Origin of the sequence: Clostridioides sp. ES-S-0001-03, from assembly GCF_020676075.1 — a bacterium.
In the GTDB taxonomy this organism is placed as follows: Bacteria; Bacillota; Clostridia; order Peptostreptococcales; family Peptostreptococcaceae; genus Clostridioides.
In genome coordinates, this window is the sequence record NZ_JACVWJ010000003.1 from 499,137 (window position 1) to 525,502 (window position 26,366).

Genomic DNA, 26,366 nt, shown 5'->3' on the forward strand with positions numbered 1-26,366 from the left:
ATTTTGAATATTAAGATAATCTTACTTTATTTTCATAAAAATGTCAATCTGGTAAAAATTCTCATATTGTTAACGTTTTCCCAATTTAATATTTGCATATAATTTTCATTTTATGATAATTCCCATCAGTTTTGTTAAATCAATTGCTTGCGACACATCAAAACAAGCTCCCCTAATATCATTTATTCCTACTTCAATACCTTCAATATTATTAGTGGTAAAATCTACTCCAGAAAGTTTAGTTCCATTAAAATTCGATTTTTTTAAATTTGTATACTCGAATACTAAATTTTCATTTTTTACTTCCTGAAACACAGAACTTTCAAAATTTGAATCTAAAATAGAAACTATCTTGAACTTAGAAAACGAGAAGTTAGAATATCTACCTAAAACATCCTTAAACAATACGTTTTTAAGTATACAATCATCCAATCTAACTCCTATTAATTTGCTGTCTTTAAATTCAACTCTGTATATACTTCCTCCATAGAAAGACGTATTGGATAAATTACAGTTTTCAAATACTACATCAAGTAAGTCAATCTTTTTTAAATTACAATTTTCAAAGGATACATTTCTAAATATACAAGATTCAAAACTTGCTCCTGTAATATCTAAATCACTTATAACCTCATTTTCTATAGTTTTATTAAATATTTTTTCATCATTGAATATATCATCTAATATAACTTCAATATTTTCAACATTTTCTAATTCCCCTGTAAATTTAGGCTTTTGTACTTTAATAATCTTAGTCATTTTCTCCTCCACTATAAATTATATTATTTTTAAACTCGTTTTTATTATTATATTAAGCTATTATATGTACTTTCAATATATTAAAAAGTTTTTACGAAATATTCTTGTATTCAGTACATTTATAATTATATCACAAACTTATTTATAATGAATTTCCATTAATAGCATAAGTGTTACAGAAGTATAACATTTATTATACTTCTGTAACATTTATCTTTAGAAATAATTATTCTTCATAAAAAATGACCTCGGTTTTTTATAAAATCGACAAAAAAAACGAATAATTTCTTTAAATTTATTGTAAATAATACAATATTACGATATAATACAACAGAAAAACAAATAGAAAATGTTCATATAATATTAGTAATATGGTCTAATAGTCTCTACAAACTCACCTTAAATGAGTTTTCTATGAATAGAATGTTAACTTTAATATATATTCTATTCTATCTATATGAATATATATTTTTTTGTTTATATTTTAAAGTTTTTTGGAGGTAAAAATGGTACCAAACACTAATAATGTACAACCAGATGGAAATAATTCATCATTAAGCTTTTTAGACAAGATGTTTAAATTCAGCGAACGTGGCTCTAACCTTAAGACAGAAGTAATAGGTGGGGTTACTACATTCTTAACAATGGCATACATAGTTTTCGTAAATCCAGCAATATTATCTGAAGCTGGCATGGATAAAGCAGCACTTATAACAGTTACTATATTAGCTACAGCCATTGGTACACTGATATTTGCAATTTTAGGAAATGCACCATTTGCACTAGCACCTGGTATGGGTCTAAATGCATTCTTCACATATTCATTGGTTATAGGAGCAGGAATTCCATGGCAAACAGGTCTTGGAGTTGTATTCTTATCTGGATGTGTATTCTTCACACTCGCAGTAACAGGTCTACGAAAGACAATTGCTGATGCAATTCCTCGAGAATTAGCAGTAGCATCTTCAGCAGGTATAGGTCTTTTCCTTGCTTTTGTTGGTTTAAAAAACATGGGTGTTATAATTGCAAACCCAGATACAATAGTTTCACTTGCAGATTTTACACCAACAGTTTTAATAGCTCTTTTTGCACTTATCTTAATGGCAATATTAGAATACAAAAAAATTAAAGGTGGAATATTAATAAGTATAGTAGTCGCAACAGTAATATCTATTATATGTGGATTTGTAGAATTACCAACAGCAATAATCTCAACACCACCAAGTATAGCACCAATTGCTTTTAAATTAGATATTATAGGAGCGTTAAAATTCTCATTAATTGGACCTATATTCTCTTTCATGTTTATAGACATGTTTGATTCGTTAGCATTCCTTATCACTTGTTGCAAACAGATGGGTCTTGAAGATGAAAATGGAGAAATAAAGGACCTTGGAAAAATGTTATATGCAGATGTTTCTTCTACTTTAATAGGTTCGTTTTTAGGAACTAGTACAGTTACAACATTTGGAGAATCGGCTTCTGGTATAGCAGCAGGTGCAAGAACTGGACTTGCTTCTGTAGTAACAGCGGCATTATTCTTAGCTACACTTATATTTACACCATTACTTGGTATAGTTCCTACTTATGCTGCAGCACCTGCACTTGTCATGGTTGGTGTATTTATGTTTGAAAGTATAAAACAAATCGATTTTGCTGATAGTAAAATAGCAGTCCCTGCTTTTGTTACAGTTTTATTGATGCCTCTAACTTATAGTATAAGTATTGGTTTGTGTTTTGGATTTATTTCATATATAATAATGCATGTTGTAGCTAAAGAAACTGATAAGATTAGTATAACACTTTGGGTTATAGGTATACTTGCAGTTGTAAACTTAGTACTAAGTTAGTATTTTAATTTTGATATATTAAAAGCTTATTTATTTTTAATTTAAAAATAGCAAAATCAATTTTATATCTAAATTGATTTTGCTATTAACTTTATATATAAAATTTATTATCATAATATATAGATAGAAAAATACATAGAAAAGGGATGATATTTATGTCACAATTACTTATAAAAAATGCATATCTAATCACTATGAATACAGATAGAGAAGTATATGAGAATGGAAGTATACTTATTGAAGACAATATTATAAAAAAAGTTGGGAAATTTGATAATAATATTGTAAATAAAGATGCTGAAATATACGATGCTAATGGAAAAATATTAATGCCAGGATTAGTCAATACACACGTTCACTTATCTCAACAATTAGGTCGTGGTCTTTCTGATGATGTTGTTCTTTTAACATGGCTTAGAGAAAGAATCTGGCCATATGAAAGTAGCTTTAATTACGAAGATTCTTTAATCTCATCTACTGCATGTTGTGTAGAACTAATAAAATCTGGTGTCACTACATTTTTAGAGTCTGGTGGTCAATATGTCGATGCTATGGTTAAAGCTGTTGATAAAACTGGAATTAGAGCATGTCTAGCTAAATCAGTTATGGATACAGGAGATGGTCTTCCTGAAGCATGGCAAAAAACTACTGATGAAGAAATCAACACTCAATTAGATTTATACCATAAGTTTAATAATACATCTAATGAAAGAATTAAAATATGGTTTGCTTTAAGAACTATTTTTAATACAACTGAGGATTTACTTGTTAGAACTAAACAATTGGCTGACAAATACAACACAGGTATACATATGCATGTAGCTGAAATAGCTGATGAAATTTCATTTGTAAAACAAAATACTGGAGTTGGAACAGTTGAATATCTTGATAAGTTAGGTGTTTTGGGGCCAAACCTTTTAGCTGCTCATACAGTTTGGCTTACGCATAAAGAAATTGATTTATTCAGATTACATGATGTAAAAGTTTCTCATAACCCTGGTGCAGCTATGAAAGTAGTACTAGGTTTTGCATCAATTCCTGAAATGCTAGAAAAAGGAATTCCAGTCTCAATTGGTACTGATGGGGCTCCTTCAAATAATAGAATGGATTTAATGAGAGATATGTATTTAACTTCATTAATACATAAGGGAAGAACTTTAAATCCAACAGTTATTCCAGCTGAACAAATATTGGAAATGGCTACTATAAATGGAGCAAAATGTGCCTTACTTGAAAAAGAAATTGGCAGTCTTCAAGTTGGCAAAAAAGCAGATATGATTATTCTTAATCCAGATACAATTCATTGCTTACCAATGCATAATCCAATTGGAAACATAGTGTATTCTATGACTAGCGAAAATGTAGATTCTACAATTTGTGATGGAAAGTGGCTTATGAAAGAAAGAAAGGTATTAGTTGTAAACGAATCTGAGTTATTGGAAAAAGTTAAAAAACAAGCTTCTAAAATAAAAGAAAAATCAGAAGTTAAAATTCCTTCTAAATTTAAAATTATAAAATAGAATAAAACCAATTGTTTTGTAGAGATACAGGTTCAAGTAAGCTTGTATAGTTTACTTACAAAACAATTGGTTTTTTTATGCTATATTTTATTAAAATAAAAATAGCTATTATATTATAAATACATCACTAACAGTTAGGTTCAGATTTAGATTCATTTTTTTATACTTAGTTATATCATTACAACACATTAGGCACGCACTTTTTTGTTCATTCATTGGACAAACTTCACATGGTTTATCTCTATTCTAAAATGCCTTATAACACAATTGATTTATCTCTGTGTTTGGAGCTATACTCAATGTGTTTTGATTTATAAATAAAAGTTCATATGTATTCTTGTTTATCATATAAGTCCATGAATTCAAATTATCCATAACTGCTTTTATATATTTTTGATATAAATGTCAAGGATTCTATTTACTCTTTTGTCCAAAATCTATTTCCATTACACTCGTCAAAGCCTACATAACCACTAAATTAGACCTCATCTAAGATTGTACATTGTGACATAGATTCTATCCCTTGTACTTTCAAAATTTTATATAACCCATCATCAAGTGAAGATTGATTACAGTTTAAATTTCATATAATTCATAATATTATTTAGTTTATAACTTTTACCTTACTTCTATCTAATACCATTTTAAGTGAATTTTCAACAGTTTCAATCACGTCTTTATAACTTAAATATACGTTTATGTAAATATAATCTTCATCTAAATTGTATTCAGTTACTCTACAATACAAAAGTTTTCCTCCATCTAATAAATTACTCAAAATATAATTATCTTTTCTTGGAACATAACCTATTACATACCCAGTTTCTCCAACTATTTTAATAGCATTTTCATCATATAAATTATCTTTCTCTCTTTTTAGATAGTATATCTTACTCTTCTCCAATTCCTTTTCTAAATATTCTCTATTTCTAAACCTTGAGCCAGAAACAGCTACTGAAATCAAATAAATGTCTTTACCATGCTCATTTACCTTCAGCTTTTTAGTATTTACAAATTCTTTTTTTAAGTTATTACTTTCATATAACAATCGTCTTAACTCATCTTTTAATTTGATATTTTTTTCTTTTTCATAAGCTTCTTTAACTATTTGCATTTCTTTAAGAGAAAGTCTCTCTCTATACCTCTTCAAAATATTTATAGATTCCTTACGTACTTCATTTATGTTTCCAAAAAGTCCTTTTAAAGATAAATTTTTTCCTTTAGGGTACAGTGATTTACTACCTTTAAGGACAATGAAAAATAACATATCATCATAATATTCTTGTGTTAATTTATTTTTTTCTATATCTTCCATTTTTCCAATTAACTCTTCTGTTTTAAATGTTTTTTCAAAAAAATCTAATAACTTCAACTTACAGCTTGCACTTCCCTTTTTAGATATATGCCAATATACCTCAAAATCTCGAATATCTTTATTTAAATATGGTAATAAATCATCAAAAGATAAACGTACATCATAGATTTCTGACATTTTTATCATATCTTCTGTCTTTCCATCAGCTTCATTTAATGCTTTAAAGAATATACTTTTCCACTTTTCACTAAGTAAAACATTATTCATTTCTTTCTTAAATTCAACTTTATCACAACTTACTTTGTCATCCTCTAAAACACCTACTGCTATTAAAAAAATAGAATACAGACTATCAAAGTTAGTCCCATAGCTTGCTACAATTGGAAGAAATTGATTCACTAATTCCACTTTATTCCCTATACATTTAAATTCTACACTTAACAAATAATTGCATATAAGATATGCTAAGTTGTTTACCTTATCTTTATCTAAATCTCGTCTTTCAAGATATTCGCTTAAATCTACTGTAGAAATAATATAGTTCATTAGTAATCCTTCATATTTTTTATCTTTATATCCTTCTTCAATTAAATAAGAGGTTATTTCAGAATCTAGATTTTCCATATTGACAATGGCAAATACTTTTATTGAGCCTGTAGATATTCTAGATAGATTAAACAAATATGTATTGTAAAACTCAAGTTTTCTAATAGTATTACTTAAGTAAAATATGTATTCTCCAGATTTAGAAAATGTATCCACTATTTCTCTTATATTATCTAAATCTAAATAATTTTCACTTAAAACAAGCCCAAGTTTTACATACTCATCTTTTTCACTTGTATATATTAAATCCTCTGTTAGCTGATATAACCACTTTTCATCAATTATTCGCTCTTTTATTAGAGTGTTTATCTTTTTCATAAAAATTTCAAAATAACAAATTAGAGACTTATGACTATACTCTTCTAACAGGTCAATTTTATTAGATTCACTTCTATAAATATTTAAAATATTCTCTACCAAATTATTTGCAAGTTCTACTTGTTCTCTTAAAGGTATCTTTTCGTATATACATAAATAATTCATTTCAAATGATTCTTTATATCCATCATAATCTTTAATCTTTTGTAGTTGCTTAAAAATACTACCCACTAAATTATCCTCCTTTACATTATTATAATTTATATTGATTATACTACTTATTTTAATGAATTTACATTTTTACACATAAAAAAATATTACTAGAAATTAAAATTTCCAGTAATACTAATTGTACAAATATTAAAGTTTCATCGCTTAACAATGGTTTTGTTAAATTAGAATTTATTTATCAAGTTCCGTTAACTTTACGACCAGCTCTTCACAAATTTCTTTTATTGTTTTATTATCTGTTTTTACAATAATATCTGCTGATGCCATATATTTCGCTTCTCGTCTTTTCATCAAATCAGATATAAATTCAACATTCATATTATTATTAAGTATTGGTCTTTCATCACTATGTTTAACACGTTGAAGAATAGTTTCTGGACTTGCTGTTAATAAAACAATTCTTCCACTTTTTTTCATATATTCTACATTTTTATCTCTAAGTACGATTCCTCCCCCACAGGAAACAACTAGTCCTTCTCTTTGTTGTAAATTTATTAATGCTTGGCTTTCAAGATTTCTAAAATATTCTTCTCCTCGTTTTTCAAATATTTCAGAAATACTCATCCCTTGATGCTCAACTATATATGCATCTGTTTCTACTTGCTCCATTTCTAATAAATGACTCAAGTATGATGATACAGTGCTTTTTCCTACCCCCATAAATCCAACAAGCATTATATTGTAAGAGAATAAATTTTTAGCCTGTATTTTCTTACTATTTTTTACTACATATCTGAAAATATCTATAATTTCATCTTCAAACTTATGACCTTTTAGCTTCTCAATTAATGCTACTTCTTTTTTATTTTCATAGTCTGGCTGTAAAATGGGAAGACCTTTTTCCTTTTTAATATCAATAATACCTTTTATACATTCCATTCTTTTCTCAAGTAAATCAATCAGCTCATCATCATATAAGTCTATTTTTTCTCTTATTTTTTCTATATTTTCCATTGTCACACCTCTTCTTTCAGACATGTTAAAATTAAAAATACTTACAGTTATATTATACTAATGTTACATATTACAATCATGTACTTTTTCTTTTTCATATCTCATGTTTACAAACAATGCAAGTAAAATTCCAACAAATGTTATAGCTACATTAAATAGTACAACATATTTTGGCCCATTTACTCCACCAGATTTTGTAATAAATCCAGCTATATTTAAAATAACATAGTTAGCTATACTAGATGCAATCATAACTATAGATGTTATTTTTCCTTTATTAGTTGGAAACATTTCATTTGCTGTCGATGTAGTCAATTGAAGCACACCACCTGCTGCTGAATAACCTATTACAAATCCTCCTACCATACAAATAGTTGGAGACTGAACAAAATACACAATTAATAACATAATTGAAGCTATTACAGGATAGATAACAAGTATTCTTATTGGCTTAACATATTTTTTTATAAGCACAGAAGTTATTAATACTGCACAGATTACTCCCATTGAATAAAAAGATTGAATTTTTGTAGGGTCAGCCATACCATATAATTTACCTAATTCTTGATTACAATTTAGCCATAGTACAAATGTAGATGTACATGTAAATCCAATACAAACAAGAGCTATACTTGTTGGTGTAAACTTCATTTTCTCTGACTTAACAGTCTTTCCATTATTATCAATAACATTGTTAGCTGGAGGAAATGGCAATATAGCTATTAAAATTGCATCTACAATAATAAGAACAGCTGTTACTATAAAAATAACTTTAAATGATATTGAATTTGCTGCAACAAATCCAATTATAAAAGGAAGTAAAAATTGCGCTAAAGCTATTGTGAATTTAGTAAACATATTTGCTATTGTTCCTAGACTAGCAAATATCTCCATACAAGAAGGTGTTACACAAGTATCTAAAAATGAGTTTGCTGCACCTCCAATTACTGCAAATATATACGCTATGTAAAAATTTGGTGAAAATACAATTCCAATAAAGAAAATTGCATGTAGAAAATTACCTATAAGTCCACTTACCTTTCTTCCATATTTATCTGAAATAGGGCCTGCAAATGGATATGATATAAGTCTACCTAACCCTAATGCAGCAATAACTGCTAAAACAATACTCACATCAAGAGTTCCATCTGATAGTGTCTTAGCTCCCCACATAGATGCAAATTCTGGTTTATATTGTCCTAAAATTGAAATTCCAATACCAAGTAAAAAATATGAAAAATACAACGCTATGGCAGTAGGATAGTATTTTTTATTATTCATAGTTATTCTCCCATTCTTGTTAATTTCTTAACATTTTTATATACAATAAACGCATTCCCATAATGGGTTTAAAGAATAGCTAAACTTTTACATTTAACTATACCACCGATACAAAACCCACTATGACAATTTATAAAGTAATATCAAAATATTTTGTAAAGTAATATCAAAACATTGAGATACATATATATTCTATATTATTAAAGTATTATTTTTTTGTCTATTTAAAGTATAATTCTTTAATTTCTTCTACAGGCATTTCCAATCCAGTGTATAGATTAAAAGCCTCAGCTCCTTGATATAATAACATTCCTAATCCACCAATAGCTTTACAACCATTAGCTTCAGCATCCTCAATCATTTTTGTTTTATTTGGATTATAAACAACATCTGTTACAACTAACTCTTTTCTTAATACACTAACATCTTTTATATTAGTTTCATTATCATGAGGTTTCATCCCAATAAGCGTTGCATTTGTCAAAATATCACTTGATGATACTTCTTCATAAAGTTTTTCTGTATCTGCTAAATCATATAAATTAACAATACATTCTGGTACTTCTTTCTTTATATTTTCAATTGTTTGTTCCGCTCTTTTATAAAAATCATCCTTAGCATTGAAAATAGATATTTCTCTTGCTCCATCTAATGCACATTGTACTTGTATAGCAGTTGCCGCACCACCAGCACCCATAATCGTAAGTTTTTTACCCTTTACTTCAACTCCATTTTCTTTTAAATTACGAACATAACCAACACCATCTGTTATATGTCCAATTAACTTTCCATTTTCATTTACAATTGTATTACATGCTCCAATTATACGAGCAGCTGGAGAAAGTTCATCCATATATTCTGTAACAGCAGTTTTACATGGCATTGTTACATTTGCTCCTTTTATGTTGAACGTCTTTATAGCTGAAAGTGCATCTTTTACCTTGTCCACAGTAATATCAAAAGCTAAGTATCTATAATCTAAATCTAATTTTTCAAAACTATAATTATACATTAGTGGTGATTTAGAATGCCCCACTGGTGTACCTATTAATGCGAATAACCCTGTTCTTCCTGAAATTTCCATAATTTTATATCCTCCCAATATCATCAATTTCTTTGCAAATAATCTATTTAATTATTTGCAAAGAAACATCTATTTAATTTCAACTATATATTTAATGCTACTTCAAAAGCTTCTTTTGTTGCATCCAATGCTCTACGAGCCTTTACTGCATCTCCAACAACATAAGTTTCATTCACAAATTTCTTTACTTCTTCGCTTAATGGGTCATAATTACGAGAACCCATAGCAAGTACTACTGAATCGAAGCCTTTTAAATTATCTTCTGTTCCATCTGCAAGTGAATAGTCAACTCCATCGTTATAGAATTTAGCAACTTTAGCACCAGTAACAGTATGTATATTGTAACTTTCAAAATCATCCATAAGGAATTTACGATGTTCAGAAATTACATCTGCACCAACTTGTTCTCTTAATTCAATAACAGTAACATCATGTTCTTGTTCACCAAGGAAGGCTGCCACTTCACAACCAACCATTCCACCACCAACAACAAGAACTTTCTTTCCACAAGATTCTTTTCCATCAAGAAGATCCACTGCATGTATTAATCCTGATTCATTAATTCCTGGTATAGGAAGTACAAGTGGAGTTGCACCAGTAGCTACAATAACTGCATCAGGTGATTTTTCTTTTATAAACTCTACTGTAACTTCTGTATTAGTGTATATTTTTACACCATATTGATTGCACTTTGAAATATAACTACGAACTAAATTAGTAATATCTCCTTTACCTGGAGGATATGCAGCTAAACGCATTTGACCACCAAGCATTTCAGATTTTTCAACTAGAGTTACCTTATGCCCTCTATCAGCACATACCCATGCTGCAAGCATACCTCCAACACCACCACCAACAACAAGAACTTCTTTTGTAGTTTCAGCTGGTTTAAGTTCAGATTCATGACCTAATATCGGATTTGCAAGACAAGCTATAGGCTTACCTTGGAACATATTTGGCACACAACCTTGTAGACACGCAATACATGGTATCATTTCATCTAACTTCCCATTTTTAGCTTTGTTAGGCATACTTGGGTCAGCTAAACTTTGTCTACCAAATGCTACTAAATCACATCTACCTTGACGAACCATTAATTCAGCAAATTGTGGCTCTGTATAGCGACCAACAGTTATTACTGGTATACTAACAGATTTCTTTATTTCTGTAACTAAATCTGCACTAAATCCAGCATGAAGAACTGTAGGAGCCCACATATATTCATCATGTATATGTATACTACGTGAAACATGAAGTCCATCTACTCCACAATCTTCTAAATAAGCTGCGATTACTGAACTATCATGTACATCAATTCCACCTAAAATATCATCTGTACTATTTATACGACATAGTATTGCTATAGAATTACCTACCTTTTTACGTATATTTTCAATTATAAGGCGAGGTAATCTCATTCTATTTTCAAAACATCCACCAAATTCATCTACACGTTTATTTGTCCTTGGTGATATAAAGCTACTAACTAAATATCCATGAGCACAGTGAACTTCAACAGCATCTACACCAGCTTTTTTTGCACGTAACGCAGCATCTCCATAAGATTCTATAAGTTCATATATTTCTTCAGTTGTTATTGCTAGTGGTGTATTACGTCCATTTGACGCAGGTATTGCAGAAGCAGCTTTTAAAGGATACCCTGCAATTTTTTCATTTCCCTCAGAACCAGCATGTTGTAATTGTATAGATACTTTTGAACCTGCATTATGACAGGCATCTATTACATTTTTAAAACTATCTATTGTGCTATCATCATACAAACAAGGTTTACGAGGTCCTCCTTTGGCTTTCTTATCCACAACACTAGATTCTATAGTTATTAATCCAAAACCACCTAAGGCACGTTCAAGATAATAAGCCTTAGAAGTTTCACTTAAAGTACCATCTGTGTTTGCGAAATTATTTCCCATAGGAGGAACTACAAAACGGTTTGGAACTGTCATTGAACCAATTTTTATAGGTGTAAACATAGAACTAATCTTCATAAGGTTTTCCTTCCTTTCAAGTTTTATATTTTTTCTTATATTTTTATGCTTTATATACTTTAATATCGAATAAGTCTATTTTTATTTTGGAGATACTTCTGGCCATGCTTTATCTAATACTTTTTTAGTTGCCTTAAATACAGTCTCAGCTGTAGTTGATAATCCTTTAGCTACTAAAGAATCAGATATTACTTCAACACCTATAACTTCTGGTGATATATTATGTTCTTTGATTATTTTTACAAATTCTTCTGTATTTCCATATCCTTCACCTGGAGCTACACGGTCATGTAGTGATTCATCTCTAAGTTTTTCATAAGGTGTCTCTAAAACATCACAAACTTGAATTGATACTATCTTTTCTGCTGGAACAGGTGCAAGGTCATCTACTGTTTGTTTTGCTCTAGCCCAGTGCCATGTATCTAATATAAGCATTGCATTTTCACGGTTACATCCTTTTACAACACGCCAAGCAGTAGCTAAATCTGGCACACCGCTGTATGGCATAAACTCAAGTCCTATAATAAGTTCTCCTGCTCTATCACATAATTCTCCTAATGCAGTTATAATTTGTTCTTCTGGTACCATTTCTAATAGACCACAGTTTATATGTTTAACATTAAATAAACGAGCCATATGATAAACATTTTGTTCTTTTTCTTGTTGAGCTTCTGTTCTATCCTCTTTAGTTCCCCATTGAGTTATATATTCTACTTCTGTAACTTTCATATTATATTCATCAAGAATTGAAAGCATTTCTTCGTCTGTAACTCCAGCATTTTTTGCATCCACATAATTTTCAGCACGTAATCCGATGCCATCAAATCCAGCTTCTTTTGCAATACGCACTCTATCACGGAATGAAACTTCTGTGCCTAATGTATAAGAACTAATAGTAATTGGAATGTTAATATTTTTTTGATTATTCATAATTTAAATATGCCCCCTTTAATTTCTTTATAATCAATCTTTTTTTGATTTTATTTTTTTATTTATTCTACTAGTAGCATTATTTTACTTTAAAAATAAAAATATTTTTTTGATTTATCTTTATCTAGATTTTATAAATTCATTGTATCATGAGACTTTATTAATAACAAATTGATAATTTCCTATCAATCCATAGATTTTGTTTATAGATTTTATTGATAATATAATTTATTAATATATACCTTAACTCTATCTATCTAAAATTTAAGACAAAAAACGATAAATTTCTTTAAAAGCTTTTATTATTACACTGTAATCATATATAATAAAAATGTGAAAAACTTCTTTAAGGTCAACTTCTTTAAATACATACAAATAAAAAATACGATACTCATGAAAGGATGAACAAAAATTGAACTTATATCACTTACGCTATTTTGTTACATTGGCACATTTAGAGCACTATACAAAAGCAGCAGAAAATTTATCTATAACACAACCAAGTTTGAGTCATGCTATTTCTTTGTTAGAAAGTGAACTTGGAGTGTCTCTATTTGAAAAGGAAGGTAGAAATATAGTTTTAACTAAATATGGTAAAATATTTTTAAGAGACGTGGAAAAATCATTAGAAATCTTAGACTCAAGTGTAAAGTCACTAAAGATAACGGGTACTGGTGAAGGTCAAATTGACTTAGCTTTCCTTAGAACACTTGGTACAGACTTTATACCTGATATGGTTCATAGATTCTTAAAATCTAATCCTGATAAATCAATTGACTTTAAATTTCATACAGGTGTAACTACTGATATTATCCAAGGTCTTAAGGAAAGAAAATACGATATTGCTTTTTGCTCAAAACTTGAAAAAGAGAAGGGAATTGAATTTATACCTGTATCCAAACAAGATTTAGTATTAATTGTACCATATAGCCACCCACTGGCTACAAAAGATACTATAGATTTAAAGGAGACAATACCTTATCCTCAAATAGTATTTAATCAAAGAAGTGGACTTAGATATATAATTGATGACATGTTTAAAAAAATAAATCAACAACCTAACATAGTTCATGAGGTAGAAGAAGACCAGGTAGTTGCTGGATTAGTTGCAAAAAATTTCGGTATAGCTGTAGTACCAAATATGCCTATGCTTAAGTTTACAAAAGTAAAAGTAATTCAAATCGTTTACCCAAGTTGGGAAAGAAATTTTTACTTAGCAGTTATAAAGGATAGATATTTGCCTCCTGCAATTAAAAATTTCAAAAACTTTGTCATTAAAAATGCTCAATTATAAGTATTAATAAAAGAGGTTATTTTTAAATAGTCTCTTTTTTAGGGTTTCTTCCAAAATAAAAAAATCTATACTTCTAAAAGTATAGATTCTTAACTGACAGTCGGCATCCGAGTCTCAGTAGTAAGCGTTATCTAACAGCAACTGTATTTCAATTCCTGAATAACTAAGTTATTTATATTATATCAATTTTCTAAAAATTTGTCAATCTATCTATCTCATTTTTTCAAGCCATGGTCCGACAGGCTCTACAATTGGAACTTCTTTAAAACCCCAATTTCTTATGTCATTTAAACTAGTTGGAGTGTATATTTTACTTCTTACAGATTTAAATATTTTATTTTTTTCTCCATATTGCACACATTTTGGATTTGCTTCTATTAATCCTCTTCTAGCTCTACTAAGAGGATTACATAGAATATCAGCTATTTCTAAACCTTCTTTGTAATCTACATCTTCCTTTTTGGCAATTATAAAACCTTTTACCTTGTCTCTTAACTCTTCATCTATATCTAAATATATTGTTCCATTATTAAAAACATCAAAAAATGCCTTTTGTACTTTTAAATTTGAAACATCATCTCTTGATTCAATAACGATTCTTGCAGACTCTACATTTTCATTATTTACAAATGAATAGAAATTTTGAAGCACATGTATAAAAGCTACAACATAAGGTTCCTTTGAAGGTGCATAGTATTTTTTTAATCTAGCCTTATCTACTGTTACTGATATTATGGTGCACTCTAGTTTAGATAGAAATAAAGGTAATTCATCATAAAATAACTTAATTTGTGAATCATCAAACCTTTCAAATGCTCTTGACTTTCTGGATATATCAGTCAAGTGTATTCCTATATTACTAGTTCCAAAGCAATAATCTTTAAAGGCATCCATCTCTTTCCTTAAACAACAGACATAATCACCTTGACTCACTGCATATTTATATTCAAAAATTACTCCTGTTAATGTAAATGGGTCCTCATGATTTATATCAGCTCTCCCACTTTCATCAATAAACATTATATACTTCTTCTTTATAATTTCACTCACCCTCTTAACATATGATGATATCACCTATATTTATTTTATATGAGTTTTGAAAATATTCCAAGATTTTTAGATAACTTAAACTTAATTTTGTAATAAAAAATTGAGATATAAACAATCAAAGCTTTAGGCTGTTGAATTTTACATCTCAATTTCATTTTATACATTATTTATATAGTTTTATTATTTTCTAAGAATATCTATTAATTTATCCATACCTATATAAGATACTCCTCCTCCAATTTGATAAGGAGTTTCAACTTTTTTATTTGCAAATACTCTATTTTGTTCTGCTGATAATCCTGAATTATCCATTAAAACTATTGGTGAGTGTAATTTTGCAGCTAATGGCCCAGCTGATAAAGCATCTACTAAAGCATCTGATTTGCTAACTAACACAGATTGTAAATCAGTATCGCCATAGAATTTTTCTATAACTTTAGCATTAGTATCTAATCTGTCATTTCCATATATTCTATTTCCTGAAACATCTTCAGTAGTTATTTCATTCATCTTAGCTATTGTTGAATCATTAATTGCATTTGGTCCACCTATAAAATATGCATTTTCTAATTTTCTTTCTGTTAGCCAAATATAAGATTCTTCTGTAATTCCATCTTTCTTAACTAGTATTATAGGTTGTTTTTCTTCTCCAGCTTTAGAAGCTACAGATAGAGCATCTGCCTCTCCATTTCCAGAAACCATATAAGCTGTCTTTATTTCTTCTCTGTTTCCAAGTTCATTAGCTATTCTTACAGCAGTTTGATATCTATCTTGACCTGATATTCTCTTTGTCTCTGCATTAAAAGTACTCTTTATTTCTTGCTCTAATTTAGAACTTATTGCATTTTCTCCACCTATTAAAATTACTGTTTTAGGTGCTAATGAATTCATTTCTGCAACAGTTTCAGTTGGTAATTTATCTGTATTAGTAAGTAATATTGTTGCATTGTAACTACTTGCCAAAGGCGTTGCTGTTATTCCATCTGCTATTGCATTTCCATTTACTAATACAACAGTATCTGAACTGTCAGCACCCCAATTTCCAACTTCACTTATTTTTTTAGCTGTATCAAATCTATTTGCTCCTACAACTGTGTTCCATGTAGGGTTTATTGTTCCATCTTCATTGAAAGTATAATCTTTTCCATCTATTTTTTGAGTTCCTGTTAGCATTTTACCTTCTTTGTCTAAATAGTAAGATTTACCTTCTAATTGCTGCCATCCTGTTTGCATTACTCCTGTTTTATCAAAGTAATACTTATTACCATCTATTTCTTGCCATCCTACTACTGATAAGCCATCATTTCCTAGATAGTATTTCTTGCCATCTTTTTCTTGCCATCCTGTTTGCATTACTCCATCTGAATTAAAGTAATAAGTTTTTCCATCAATTACCTTCCATCCAGATACTCTTACTCCATCAGTTCCTAAGTAATATTTTTTGTTATTAATTGTCTTCCATCCTGTTTGCATTACTCCTGAAGCATCAAAATAATACATTTTTCCATTTACTTTTAACCAACTATTTTTTTGGTATGTTCCATCAGATTTTACATAATACTTCTTCCCATTTTCTGTTTTCCATCCTGTTTGGTTTAAATTTATCTTATATTTTGCTGCTATTTTAGTATAACTGTCATTACTATAATCTATAATTACATCTGAACCTACTGGAACTTGGTCAAATAACCATCTAACCTCTTTATTGTGCATTCTTATACATCCACCAGAAATGTGTTTTCCTATAGAACTTTCATTATTATTTCCATGTATCCCATATGTATCTCCATAAGTTCCTTTTAGTGCTAATCCCATCCATCTATCTCCTAATGGATTTTTTGGGCTTCCTCCAGGTATATTTCCTTTATAATATGGTCTATTTTTTATCTTGTTAACTACCTTTGTTTTCCCTGTTGGTGTCTCTGAACCTTTTTTCCCTGTTGCAACTTTAAATTCTTTTACAAGCTTGCTATTTACAAAATATCCCAGAGTGTTTTTTCTTGAGTTTACTATAATTACATGTTTACTGGCTGCACTTGATTCTGGTACACCACATGCAAATACTAAAACTAAAGTCATTGCTAGTACTAAATACTTTTTTAGACTTTTTTTCACTACAACTTCCCCCTCTTTTAGAAACATAACTACACGCCTCTAATTATAACATAAAATTACCAATATCTTGTATTTACAAATTTGTTACATTTACCCCTTTAATATACATTTTATGCTTCGTATCCATTTGGATTCATACTTTGCCATCTCCAAGAATCTTGGCACATTTCTTCAAGTTCATATTTAGCTTTCCATCCAAGTTCTTTCTCTGCTTTTGATGAATCTGCATAACACATTGCTACATCTCCAGCTCTTCTTCCAACAATTTTGTATGGTATCTCTTTTCCACTGGCTTTAGAAAATGCTTTAACTAAATCAAGAACACTATATCCTTTACCAGTTCCTAAATTGTAAACAACAAGTCCTGGATTTTCTTCTAATTTTTGTAATGCCTTTACATGACCAGCAGCTAAATCTAATACATGTATATAATCTCTAACTCCAGTCCCATCATGAGTTGGATAATCATTTCCATATACACTTAGTTCTTTTAATTTACCCACTGCTATTTTTGTTATATAAGGCATTAAGTTACTTGGAATTCCATTTGGTTCTTCACCAATTCTTCCACTCTTATGAGCACCTACTGGATTAAAATATCTTAAAAGTGCTATATCTAATGACTCATCTGCTTTTGATATATCCACTAACATCTGCTCTATCATAAGCTTAGTTCTTCCATATGGATTAGTTACAGAAAGCGGGAAATCTTCTAATATCGGACAAGTATGTGGATCTCCATATACAGTAGCTGATGAACTAAATACAAATTTCTTAACACCATATTCTCTCATTAATTCAAATAAATTTAATGTACTTATTAGATTATTGCTATAATATTCAATTGGCTTTTCTACTGATTCTCCAACTGCTTTTAAAGCTGCAAAATGTATAATAGATTCAATATTATTTTCTTTAAATACAGTGTGCATTTCATTTTTATTAGTTATATCAATATTATAAAATTTTACTTGTTTTCCAGATAATTCTCTAATTCTATCAACTACTATTGAGTTACTATTACTTAAATTGTCAACTATAACAACTTCATAACCTGATTCTAAAAGTTCTATTGCTGTATGGCTTCCTATATATCCTGCTCCTCCAGCTACTAAAACCGCCATAGTAATTACCTCTTTTCTAAATTTATTTTTCGCTTACTTTTTTTCTCATATAAGCCATTAAATCATCTTTTAGATTTTCTCTTTTTAGAGCAAAATCTATTGTCGCCTCTAAAAAACCAATCTTATCTCCCACATCATACCTTCTTCCTTCAAAATTATAAGCATAGATAGCTTCTTGTTTTCCAAGAGTTTGAAGTGCATCTGTTAACTGTATTTCTCCACCCTTTCCAGGTGTTTGTTTCTCTAATATATCAAATATTGCAGGAGTTATTATATATCTTCCAAGTATGGCTATGTCTGATGGTGCTTCTTCAATTGCAGGCTTTTCAACCATATCTTTAACTTTATAAACCCTATCTTCTATATGTTTTATATCCAATATTCCATATTTGTTTGTATCTTCTTTAGCTATCTTTTGAACACCTAGTACAGTTGTTTTATATTCATTATAAGTATCTATTAATTGCTTTAGACAAGGCACATCTGAGTCTACTATATCATCACCTAATAATACAGCAAAAGGTTCATCTCCTATAAAACTTTTTGCACAGTAAATTGCATGTCCAAGACCTTTTGGCTCCTTTTGTCTTATATAGTGAATATTTACCATATTTGATATATCTCTTACCATTTCTAGCATTTCTGTCTTACCTTTTTGTTCTAATTCTAACTCTAATTCAACTGATTTATCGAAATGGTCTTCTATAGATTTTTTATTTCTACCTGTTATTATAAGAATTTCTTCAATTCCTGAGTCTATAGCTTCTTCTATTATATACTGTAAAGTTGGTTTATCTACTATAGGAAGCATTTCTTTGGGCTGTGATTTTGTTGCTGGTAAAAATCTAGTTCCTAGCCCTGCTGCTGGTATTATCGCTTTTTTTACTGTCATCTGCATTTTTTCACCCTTCTTCGTAAATTTTCTCTTGTACCAAATTAATATACCATATTTATACTTTTTCTTCAAACTCTATATTATCCCAATTCTTAACATTACAAGAACATAAAGGTAGATGAAATTTCATCTACCTTTAGTTTTTATAAGTTAATATATTATATTGTCTATATTCTACCTAAAACTCACATAGGTACTAAATTTCATCCAAAATACCCTTTATATCACTATCTATATCATCATCCAAATATGAATCTAAATCTTCTAAATCCACTTCTAATTCTTGATATGTCATGTCAACACTTACATCTTCATCTATATCCATTTCTGATATTAATTCTCCTAAGATGCTATTTCCATCAGTATCTAAATCTCCATCTATATCTTCACTTATATAGTTTTCATTCAAGACTTCATCTAAATCAATCTCATAATAAACTTCATTATTTTTTTCATCACTTGAATTCAAACCTAAAAACTCATAATTAAAATTCCATACATTGTATTTACTTGACATACTTCATTCCTCCTGTGAAAAACATATTTTCATCTAGCTTATTGGCTCCATAATCAACAGAATTATATATTTTTTCAATTATGTCTTTTCTTCTTTCATTTGTATTATTATTTAATGTCAATTGTCTAAATACATATGTATTTGTTATTCTCTCGAATAATACTTCTTTTATACTATCATCATTAATATTTTTATAATTTTTCCATAAAACTTCAAATAACTTAAACATCTCTCTACTAGTTTCATCCACATAGTAAGGATACATATTTTCTACTAAATGATTTAATCTTGATATAGCTTGTTTTAAAAATACATCCAAGTTTGCACTTTCACTTTCCTTTAACATCCTATAATTGTATCGCTTCTTATCTTCACCTGATATTACAAATATAATATTATCTAAACTTTTTTCAACTCCATCTAAATAACTACTTATATTGTATGATAAATCAAAGAATAAATTTTTAATCTGTCTAAATACTTGTACATCAAGTTTTGCATTATACTTTTCAAATAACTCTATATCTTGATTTTCTAATATTCTTGGAGTATAAGCTGATATCAAGTCTAAATTATTTCTCTGTTCTTGTATCTGATTATAAAGTGCATTTATGACTTCTATTCTTATTTCATCATTCAGTTCTCTTTCTAATACTTTATCAAATTCAGATTTCATGTAATAAATATTTCCAAAGAAATTAAATATTATCATATCATTCATAGCTTTAGACCAATTTTTATATAAAATCTCAACAGAAACGTCTTTAAGTAGTGGTTTTTTTGCATATATAAAGACATCTTGCATAAGTTTTTGAACCATACTTCTACTTAAATTTAAAATTATTTTTTGATTATTAAATTTTATTTCTGTTTCTACAAAATCAGAATTTTTACTTTCAATATCTCTATTAATTACAATATCTTTAACATCACTATTTTTTATAGATATAATTTCTTTTTGGAAAGACTTCATTATTGTTAAACTATTAAAATCTTCTTGGATAAAAAATGGGGCATGTTTTAATGTATATCCTACTATTTCATTTTCTATATCTTTTAAATCCTCTATTTGCATAGCTTCTTTATTTTTATCATTTATGTGCAAGTTAAATACATTTTTATTATCATATAATATAATGTCTTCTCCTAAAATTAACTTTGAACAATTATCTTTTGTTGACTTAACAATAGTTTTTTTAGACTTCTTATTTATAAAAATAAGTTGATCCTGATATTTTACTAAAAGCATATTAGTATTTTTATAATCAAATCCATCTATATTTCCTGATATTTTACAGAATACTATCTCACAATCTTTAGGAAGATTTCCTATTTTCTTATTATCTTTAACTCTCTCACTTAAATCGACTGGAACTATATTTTCTACATTATTATTAAATATAGAAATAGACCTTACTATAAGACCTTCTCTTTCCATATGAAAATAACCCTTTAGAGAAACTCTCTTATCTTCTAAAATATATCTTTCTATATCATCAAAGTTTATTTCAAATCTATTTTTTCCACTGATAAATATAAACTTTTCATTATCTTTATTAATTCCACCCATATAAAATTTATTATCATCTAAACTCAAGATAGTCATGTTGTCTTTTAAATAAAATATAAATTCTCTTTGGTTCTTACAGATTAAATCATATTCATCTAAAGTTATTTTCATAGTTAAACTTGCTGTAACATTCTTACTTGAATTCTCACTTTTTATATAAAAAGGCAAGTTATCTCCATAAATGATTATTTGAGAACCTTCTAAAACTGCTTCTAACTTTTTTTTATTATCTGAAAAACTATATATATATTTTACCCCTGATTCATCATTAACTTCATCTGCTTTGCTGATTATAATATTACCTAAATTTGTTATATGAAGTTTCTTAGATTCTTTTGAATATCTACTGATACCACTAAGCTCAAATCCATCTGAAAGCTCATATATAATTTTTTCTCCTAATTTCAACATACCTTCACCGCCTAAACAAAATTATAATTATTTTCTAAAGGTGAATAAAATGTCTCAAAATAAATAATATCTTTTAATACTTTTTATTTTGAGACATAATTCGTCCTTATTTAATAAATATCCTAAGCACCTTCAACTATTTCTTCATAAAGTTTATCTAAATGTTTAACATATTCACGATATCCAGATTTATTTTTTAACTCACTTCTTAAATCTTCATATTTTTGTCTAAGTTCTTCAGCACTTAATGAAGGAGCTGATTCTTTCAAATCTTCTAATTTGTAATCATAGTACTTATCATACATCGCTATATATGTATCAATAGATTTCTTAGCTAATTCATTACATTTTTCTTGTGCTTCTCCATACTCAGAATAATCACCTATCTTCACTTTATAATATCCATTCTCTTGAACTATTGTTGAAGAAATACCTTTAGCTTCATATTCTTTTGCTGTTTCTTTTGCTGTTGCTTCAACTTTAAGTGAACCTGCATAGACAGTATAATATACACCTTTACCGTCTTTATATGCTTCCATCTCTTTTGCTTTCTTTTCAGCTTTTTCTTTTTCCTCTGCTTTTGCCTTTTCTTCTGCTTCTTTCTTTTCTTTTTCAGCTTTTGCTTTCTTTTCTTCTTCTGTTTGTTTATTGTTGGCTTGTTGCTGAGTTGGTGCTTTTGGAGGTGTCGTGTCTTTATCATTTTTCTTGTTATTGCCTACTGTTATAAAGTATCCTACACCAACAATTGCCACTATAACTATAGCTATAATAGTCTCTTTTAATCTGCTTTTTTTAGAACCAACCTCTTCATCATCTATAGAATCTTCTTCATTTGATTCATAATTTTTTATTTCTGTTTTCTTTTCCTTAGAATTAGACTTAGAAGAATGTTTAGACTTTTTGCTATTTTTTTCTTTCTTGTTAATAGGTATTACTACTGATTTTTCACTTTCTACCTTTTTTTCTTCTGCTTCTTTTGGCATTTCATCACCTAATCCCTTACTTTCTTTTTCAGATTTAGGCTCATTACTTGCTGATAGTTTTTTATCTAACTCATCATTATTTATTGGTTTTTCTATTTTTATGTTGCGTTCTTCTTCTAAACTTTGGTTTATTTCTTCTAAGTTTTCTATATTTTCCTTAATAGATTCATCAGCTTCACCTGGAACTGTATCAGAAGTATTATCTAATCCAATCTCTTCCTTTTCAGTTTCTTCTAGCACATCCTCTTTTTTGCTTTCCTTTTTCATAAATCCAAATAATTTATCTTTTTTTCTACTCTTCTTATTTTCTGGTTCAATTATTTCTTCTTTATTTATATCATGATCTTTTTCAATATCTTCTTTATTTTCTATAGCATTCTCTACATTTTCATTCTTATTAATTACTTCTTCTTTAGTATCTTCCTCTATAGAAATGCTACTTCTAAAACAAACATCTTTATCTGCATTTTTTATCATATAAATATATTCTTCAATATCAATGTCTTTATTTTTTCTAGTTCTCTTTGATACAATATCGTGATTTTCTAATTCAGAAGATTTATCTTTTAGAACAATGTGTGCTTCTTCCCAAACATTTTCACTAATTTCTGTTTTATTTTTAATTACATAATCTATGAATTCCTTAAAATTTTCAGCACCAAATTCTCCAATTATAGTTAATCTCATCGCACCTTCTATAAGGTCTCTATTTCTTCTCTTCAAAAATTCTAATGCAACTGTTGCACAAACAAAGTCTTTAATAACTTCTCCACCAAAGCCATAGCCTTCAACATAAGGAAGTTCTTCTAACCCACATAATTTTTTATATTCATTATATACAGTTTGAGATATACTTTCATCACTTAAACTATTTAGTTTATCCATAAACTTTGCTTCTACATCATTTATCTGCGGTTCTTTTCCTAATTCTGACTTTTTAACTGAATTTAATAAAACATCATTTTCTGAATTATCTTTACCTAATTGTAAATCTTCAATTTCTGTTGCTTTTATATCTTCACTGCTTTGTTCAGAATTCTCTTCTATATTTTTAGGTACTACCTCTTTGCTACTAGCTAATATCTTATTTACACAGAATATTATTTCTCTTTTTAGTTCTCTTTTAGCATCAGCTTGATTCTTAAGAAATAAACTTGCACAATCTTTCTTTTCTAAACTTATCTTTCTAAGTGTTATATTAAGAAGGTCTTTATATAGATTTAGAACCTTATAATCCTTTTCTAAACGTCTTCGTCTCTCTAATAGATCCATTTTATCATAAGCTAAAAAACTACTTAAATCGTTGGCTTTTAGACAGTCTAAACCATCCTTCATTGCCTTATTTACATACTTTCTACATTTAGCTGTAGTTAATTCTAATTCTTTCTCTAATTCATCTATTTCAGGTATGTATTTATCTACTATCCATTTCCCGATAAGCGGTTCTGTATTTCTTGCTAATGTTTTATAAAACAATATATTAAATTTTAAAAGCTCAGCATATTTTGCTTCATTGAATTCTACTTTTTCAAATTTCTTTTCTAAAACACCTTCTAATTTTTCATTTATCTTAGACTCTTGTTTTAAAAAACTTGCTGTGACATTTAAAACAGTATTTCTTATTATATTATTTTCACTCAAAACCTTCACTCCTTAAATCAATTATTTTATTGTGATATTTACATTATGTAAAATTACTAATTTGATTATGATATTTTAATAATTAGTTACTAAATTTACTACATCTTATATCATATCATATTATTTACATCATTTTACTTTTTCTTTTTATATCCATCTTATATTATACCATTTTTAATATCTGTACTAACTTATATTACAATATTCCACAAAATTTTGAAAGTAAATTAGACAAATTTGCAAATAAAAAAACATCAGTTTAAACTGATGTTTCACCTATCGAAAAAATTAAGCAAGTCTATAAGCGGAGTTCTGTATTAGATAATCATCTTTCTAGGCTTATTGTCACCAATAAGCTCAAGCGACCTACCTACCGGAGAGTACGAGCAGCACTCTTTATTCCTATCTTGGTCTTGCTCCAGGTGGGGTTTACATAGCCAACTAGTCGCCTAGCTGCTGGTGAGCTCTTACCTCGCCTTTCCATCCTTACCACTTAAGTGGCGGTTTATTTCTGTTGCACTATCCTTAGGATTGCTCCCACTAGGTGTTACCTAGCACCCTGCTCTATGGAGCTCCGACTTTCCTCATGTAAAATTACATGCGATTATCTGGCTTACTTAATATTCATTTTACTTAGCTATGTTATCATAAATACTTAAGTATGTCAAAGTAATATTATACTAAAAATTTAAATTTCTTCAAAAATAGTGTAATATAGGTATATAAACTATTATTTATGATTTGAGGTGGAATGTTGAAAAAATTATATAGAGTAATAATTAATATTATATTAATATTAGTAATAATCTATAGTGGATTTAATATATGCTTAAAGCTTAGCAAGTACAGCCATGATACTAAAGTATCTGCTCAACTTCAGAAAAAAGAAAATAAAAAAGAAGACTTATTAAAAATAAACAAAGATTTTAAGTTTTGGCTTTCTGTTGATAATACAAATATAAATTATCCAGTTGTACAATCTAAAGATAATTCTTATTATCTTGACAAAGACTTTTATGGTAAAAAATCTATCTCAGGTACATTATTCATGGATTATAGAAATAAATCTCTGGATGACCAAAATGTTATAGTATATGGACATAATATGAAAAACAAAACAATGTTTAATAATCTAAATAAGTTTAAAGATGATGATTTCTTTAAAGAAAACAATCAAATAAAAATCACTATGGATGGAAAAGAATTATTATATGAAGTATTTTCTGCCTATATTGTAGAATCTGATTATGATTATCTAAAAACAAGCTTTAATAGCGAATCAGACTATCAAAAATACATAGATGCTATTACTTCCAAATCATTACATAAATCAAATATGAAAGTAAGTAGTAAAGATAAGATAGTTACACTTTCTACATGCACTTATGAATTTGATGATGCTAGAATGGTAATCCATGGCAAGTTAGTTTCAAATTAAATATACATGTCTTTTTAACAATTCTTACACAAATAATCAAATTTTTGCGTTAAGGTATTCACATACAGATTAAAATAATTATTTTAATCTGTATAGCTATTTCTTACTTAATAGCTATTTTTTACTTAAATTTATCAATTTCCTGTCTATTTCTATAAACTATATAAACTATATAAAATAATAAATATATTATATAATAAAAAAAACTATGTTAAAAACATAGTCTTTACTGGAGCTGGTGATAGGAATCGAACCTACAACCTGCTGATTACAAGTCAGCTGCTCTACCGTTGAGCCACACCAGCACACTTATTCTATTGTGAGTTAAATTAACACTCTAAAAACTGCATATATATTTTAATTAATGAACATCAAATAAATATTGGTCAAGTCCTCGACCTATTAGTATCGATAAGCTAAATACATTGCTGCACTTACACCTTCGACCTATCAACCAGATAGTCTTTCTGGGGT

Annotated in this window: 18 protein-coding genes, 1 tRNA gene, 1 rRNA gene, 1 other RNA gene and 1 riboswitch; of the genes, 4 read left to right on the forward strand and 17 right to left on the reverse strand. The window is 28.4% G+C overall.

The window, feature by feature from the left end; genetic code table 11:
• Positions 1 to 105: 105 nt before the first annotated feature.
• Entirely contained in the window at positions 106 to 759 is a 654-nt protein-coding gene (locus IC174_RS08985; protein WP_227432366.1) for a pentapeptide repeat-containing protein, read from the reverse strand.
• A 333-nt stretch (positions 760 to 1,092) separates the two neighbouring features.
• Positions 1,093 to 1,194: riboswitch (purine riboswitch) on the forward strand.
• A gap of 71 nt (positions 1,195 to 1,265) precedes the next feature.
• Between IC174_RS08985 and IC174_RS08990 the strand changes: the two genes are divergently transcribed.
• Together IC174_RS08990 and IC174_RS08995 are read left to right on the forward strand one after the other, a co-directional pair.
• Positions 1,266 to 2,609 (forward strand): NCS2 family permease, encoded by a 1,344-nt coding sequence (locus IC174_RS08990; protein ID WP_227432365.1) that lies wholly within the window; start codon positions 1,266 to 1,268, stop codon positions 2,607 to 2,609.
• A gap of 155 nt (positions 2,610 to 2,764) precedes the next feature.
• Positions 2,765 to 4,129, forward strand: coding sequence for an amidohydrolase (locus IC174_RS08995; RefSeq protein WP_227482736.1), 1,365 nt, complete (start codon positions 2,765 to 2,767; stop codon positions 4,127 to 4,129).
• A 604-nt stretch (positions 4,130 to 4,733) separates the two neighbouring features.
• On the opposite strand, the gene IC174_RS21385 is transcribed toward IC174_RS08995, so the two are convergent.
• From IC174_RS21385 to IC174_RS09025, 6 genes are all read right to left on the reverse strand, one after another.
• On the reverse strand, positions 4,734 to 6,599 hold the full coding sequence (locus IC174_RS21385) for an HIRAN domain-containing protein (protein WP_227482737.1): 1,866 nt from the start codon (positions 6,597 to 6,599) through the stop codon (positions 4,734 to 4,736).
• A gap of 171 nt (positions 6,600 to 6,770) precedes the next feature.
• Complete coding sequence (locus IC174_RS09005; protein ID WP_227482738.1) at positions 6,771 to 7,553, reverse strand: shikimate kinase; 783 nt, start codon at positions 7,551 to 7,553, stop codon at positions 6,771 to 6,773.
• Positions 7,554 to 7,616: 63 nt separating this feature from the next.
• Entirely contained in the window at positions 7,617 to 8,834 is a 1,218-nt protein-coding gene (locus IC174_RS09010; protein ID WP_227432360.1) for an MFS transporter, read from the reverse strand.
• Positions 8,835 to 9,054: 220 nt separating this feature from the next.
• Positions 9,055 to 9,918 carry a shikimate dehydrogenase gene (gene aroE, locus IC174_RS09015; RefSeq protein WP_227432359.1) on the reverse strand — a complete coding sequence of 288 codons (864 nt, stop codon included), beginning with the start codon at positions 9,916 to 9,918 and terminating at the stop codon, positions 9,055 to 9,057.
• A gap of 83 nt (positions 9,919 to 10,001) precedes the next feature.
• Positions 10,002 to 11,924 carry an FAD-dependent oxidoreductase gene (locus IC174_RS09020; RefSeq protein WP_227482739.1) on the reverse strand — a complete coding sequence of 641 codons (1,923 nt, stop codon included), beginning with the start codon at positions 11,922 to 11,924 and terminating at the stop codon, positions 10,002 to 10,004.
• A gap of 81 nt (positions 11,925 to 12,005) precedes the next feature.
• Positions 12,006 to 12,854 carry a sugar phosphate isomerase/epimerase family protein gene (locus IC174_RS09025; protein ID WP_227432357.1) on the reverse strand — a complete coding sequence of 283 codons (849 nt, stop codon included), beginning with the start codon at positions 12,852 to 12,854 and terminating at the stop codon, positions 12,006 to 12,008.
• A gap of 412 nt (positions 12,855 to 13,266) precedes the next feature.
• Between IC174_RS09025 and IC174_RS09030 the strand changes: the two genes are divergently transcribed.
• Positions 13,267 to 14,148, forward strand: a complete 882-nt coding sequence (locus IC174_RS09030) for a LysR family transcriptional regulator (protein WP_227432356.1) — start codon at positions 13,267 to 13,269, stop codon at positions 14,146 to 14,148.
• 210 nt (positions 14,149 to 14,358) lie between these two features.
• Here the strand turns inward: IC174_RS09030 and IC174_RS09035 are convergent, their stop codons facing one another.
• The 8 genes from IC174_RS09035 to rnpB form a co-directional block, all read right to left on the reverse strand.
• Positions 14,359 to 15,168 (reverse strand): DUF3800 domain-containing protein, encoded by an 810-nt coding sequence (locus IC174_RS09035; RefSeq protein WP_255613040.1) that lies wholly within the window; start codon positions 15,166 to 15,168, stop codon positions 14,359 to 14,361.
• A gap of 210 nt (positions 15,169 to 15,378) precedes the next feature.
• Positions 15,379 to 17,313, reverse strand: a complete 1,935-nt coding sequence (locus IC174_RS09040; RefSeq protein WP_227482740.1) for a cell wall-binding repeat-containing protein — start codon at positions 17,311 to 17,313, stop codon at positions 15,379 to 15,381.
• A gap of 110 nt (positions 17,314 to 17,423) precedes the next feature.
• Positions 17,424 to 18,437, reverse strand: coding sequence for a UDP-glucose 4-epimerase GalE (gene galE, locus IC174_RS09045; RefSeq protein WP_227432353.1), 1,014 nt, complete (start codon positions 18,435 to 18,437; stop codon positions 17,424 to 17,426).
• 22 nt (positions 18,438 to 18,459) lie between these two features.
• Positions 18,460 to 19,335, reverse strand: coding sequence for a UTP--glucose-1-phosphate uridylyltransferase GalU (gene galU / locus IC174_RS09050; RefSeq protein WP_285894577.1), 876 nt, complete (start codon positions 19,333 to 19,335; stop codon positions 18,460 to 18,462).
• A 193-nt stretch (positions 19,336 to 19,528) separates the two neighbouring features.
• Positions 19,529 to 19,849, reverse strand: a complete 321-nt coding sequence (locus tag IC174_RS09055; protein WP_227432352.1) for a hypothetical protein — start codon at positions 19,847 to 19,849, stop codon at positions 19,529 to 19,531.
• Positions 19,839 to 21,830: a hypothetical protein gene (locus IC174_RS09060; protein ID WP_227482741.1), complete on the reverse strand. Its 1,992-nt coding sequence runs from the start codon at positions 21,828 to 21,830 to the stop codon at positions 19,839 to 19,841. Before IC174_RS09060 ends, IC174_RS09055 begins: the two co-directional genes overlap by 11 nt.
• 122 nt (positions 21,831 to 21,952) lie before the next feature.
• On the reverse strand, positions 21,953 to 24,463 hold the full coding sequence (locus tag IC174_RS09065) for an SPOR domain-containing protein (RefSeq protein WP_227482742.1): 2,511 nt from the start codon (positions 24,461 to 24,463) through the stop codon (positions 21,953 to 21,955).
• A 276-nt stretch (positions 24,464 to 24,739) separates the two neighbouring features.
• An RNA gene (gene rnpB, locus IC174_RS09070) (RNase P RNA component class A) lies at positions 24,740 to 25,074 on the reverse strand.
• Positions 25,075 to 25,205: 131 nt separating this feature from the next.
• Between rnpB and srtB the strand changes: the two genes are divergently transcribed.
• A complete protein-coding gene (srtB, locus tag IC174_RS09075; RefSeq protein WP_285891634.1) occupies positions 25,206 to 25,892 on the forward strand; it encodes a class B sortase in 687 nt (228 codons plus the stop codon).
• 230 nt (positions 25,893 to 26,122) lie between these two features.
• Here srtB and IC174_RS09080 read toward each other — a convergent pair.
• Together IC174_RS09080 and IC174_RS09085 are read right to left on the reverse strand one after the other, a co-directional pair.
• A tRNA-Thr gene (locus IC174_RS09080) sits at positions 26,123 to 26,197 on the reverse strand.
• A 77-nt stretch (positions 26,198 to 26,274) separates the two neighbouring features.
• Positions 26,275 to 26,366, reverse strand: a 23S ribosomal RNA gene (locus IC174_RS09085); the annotation flags it as partial.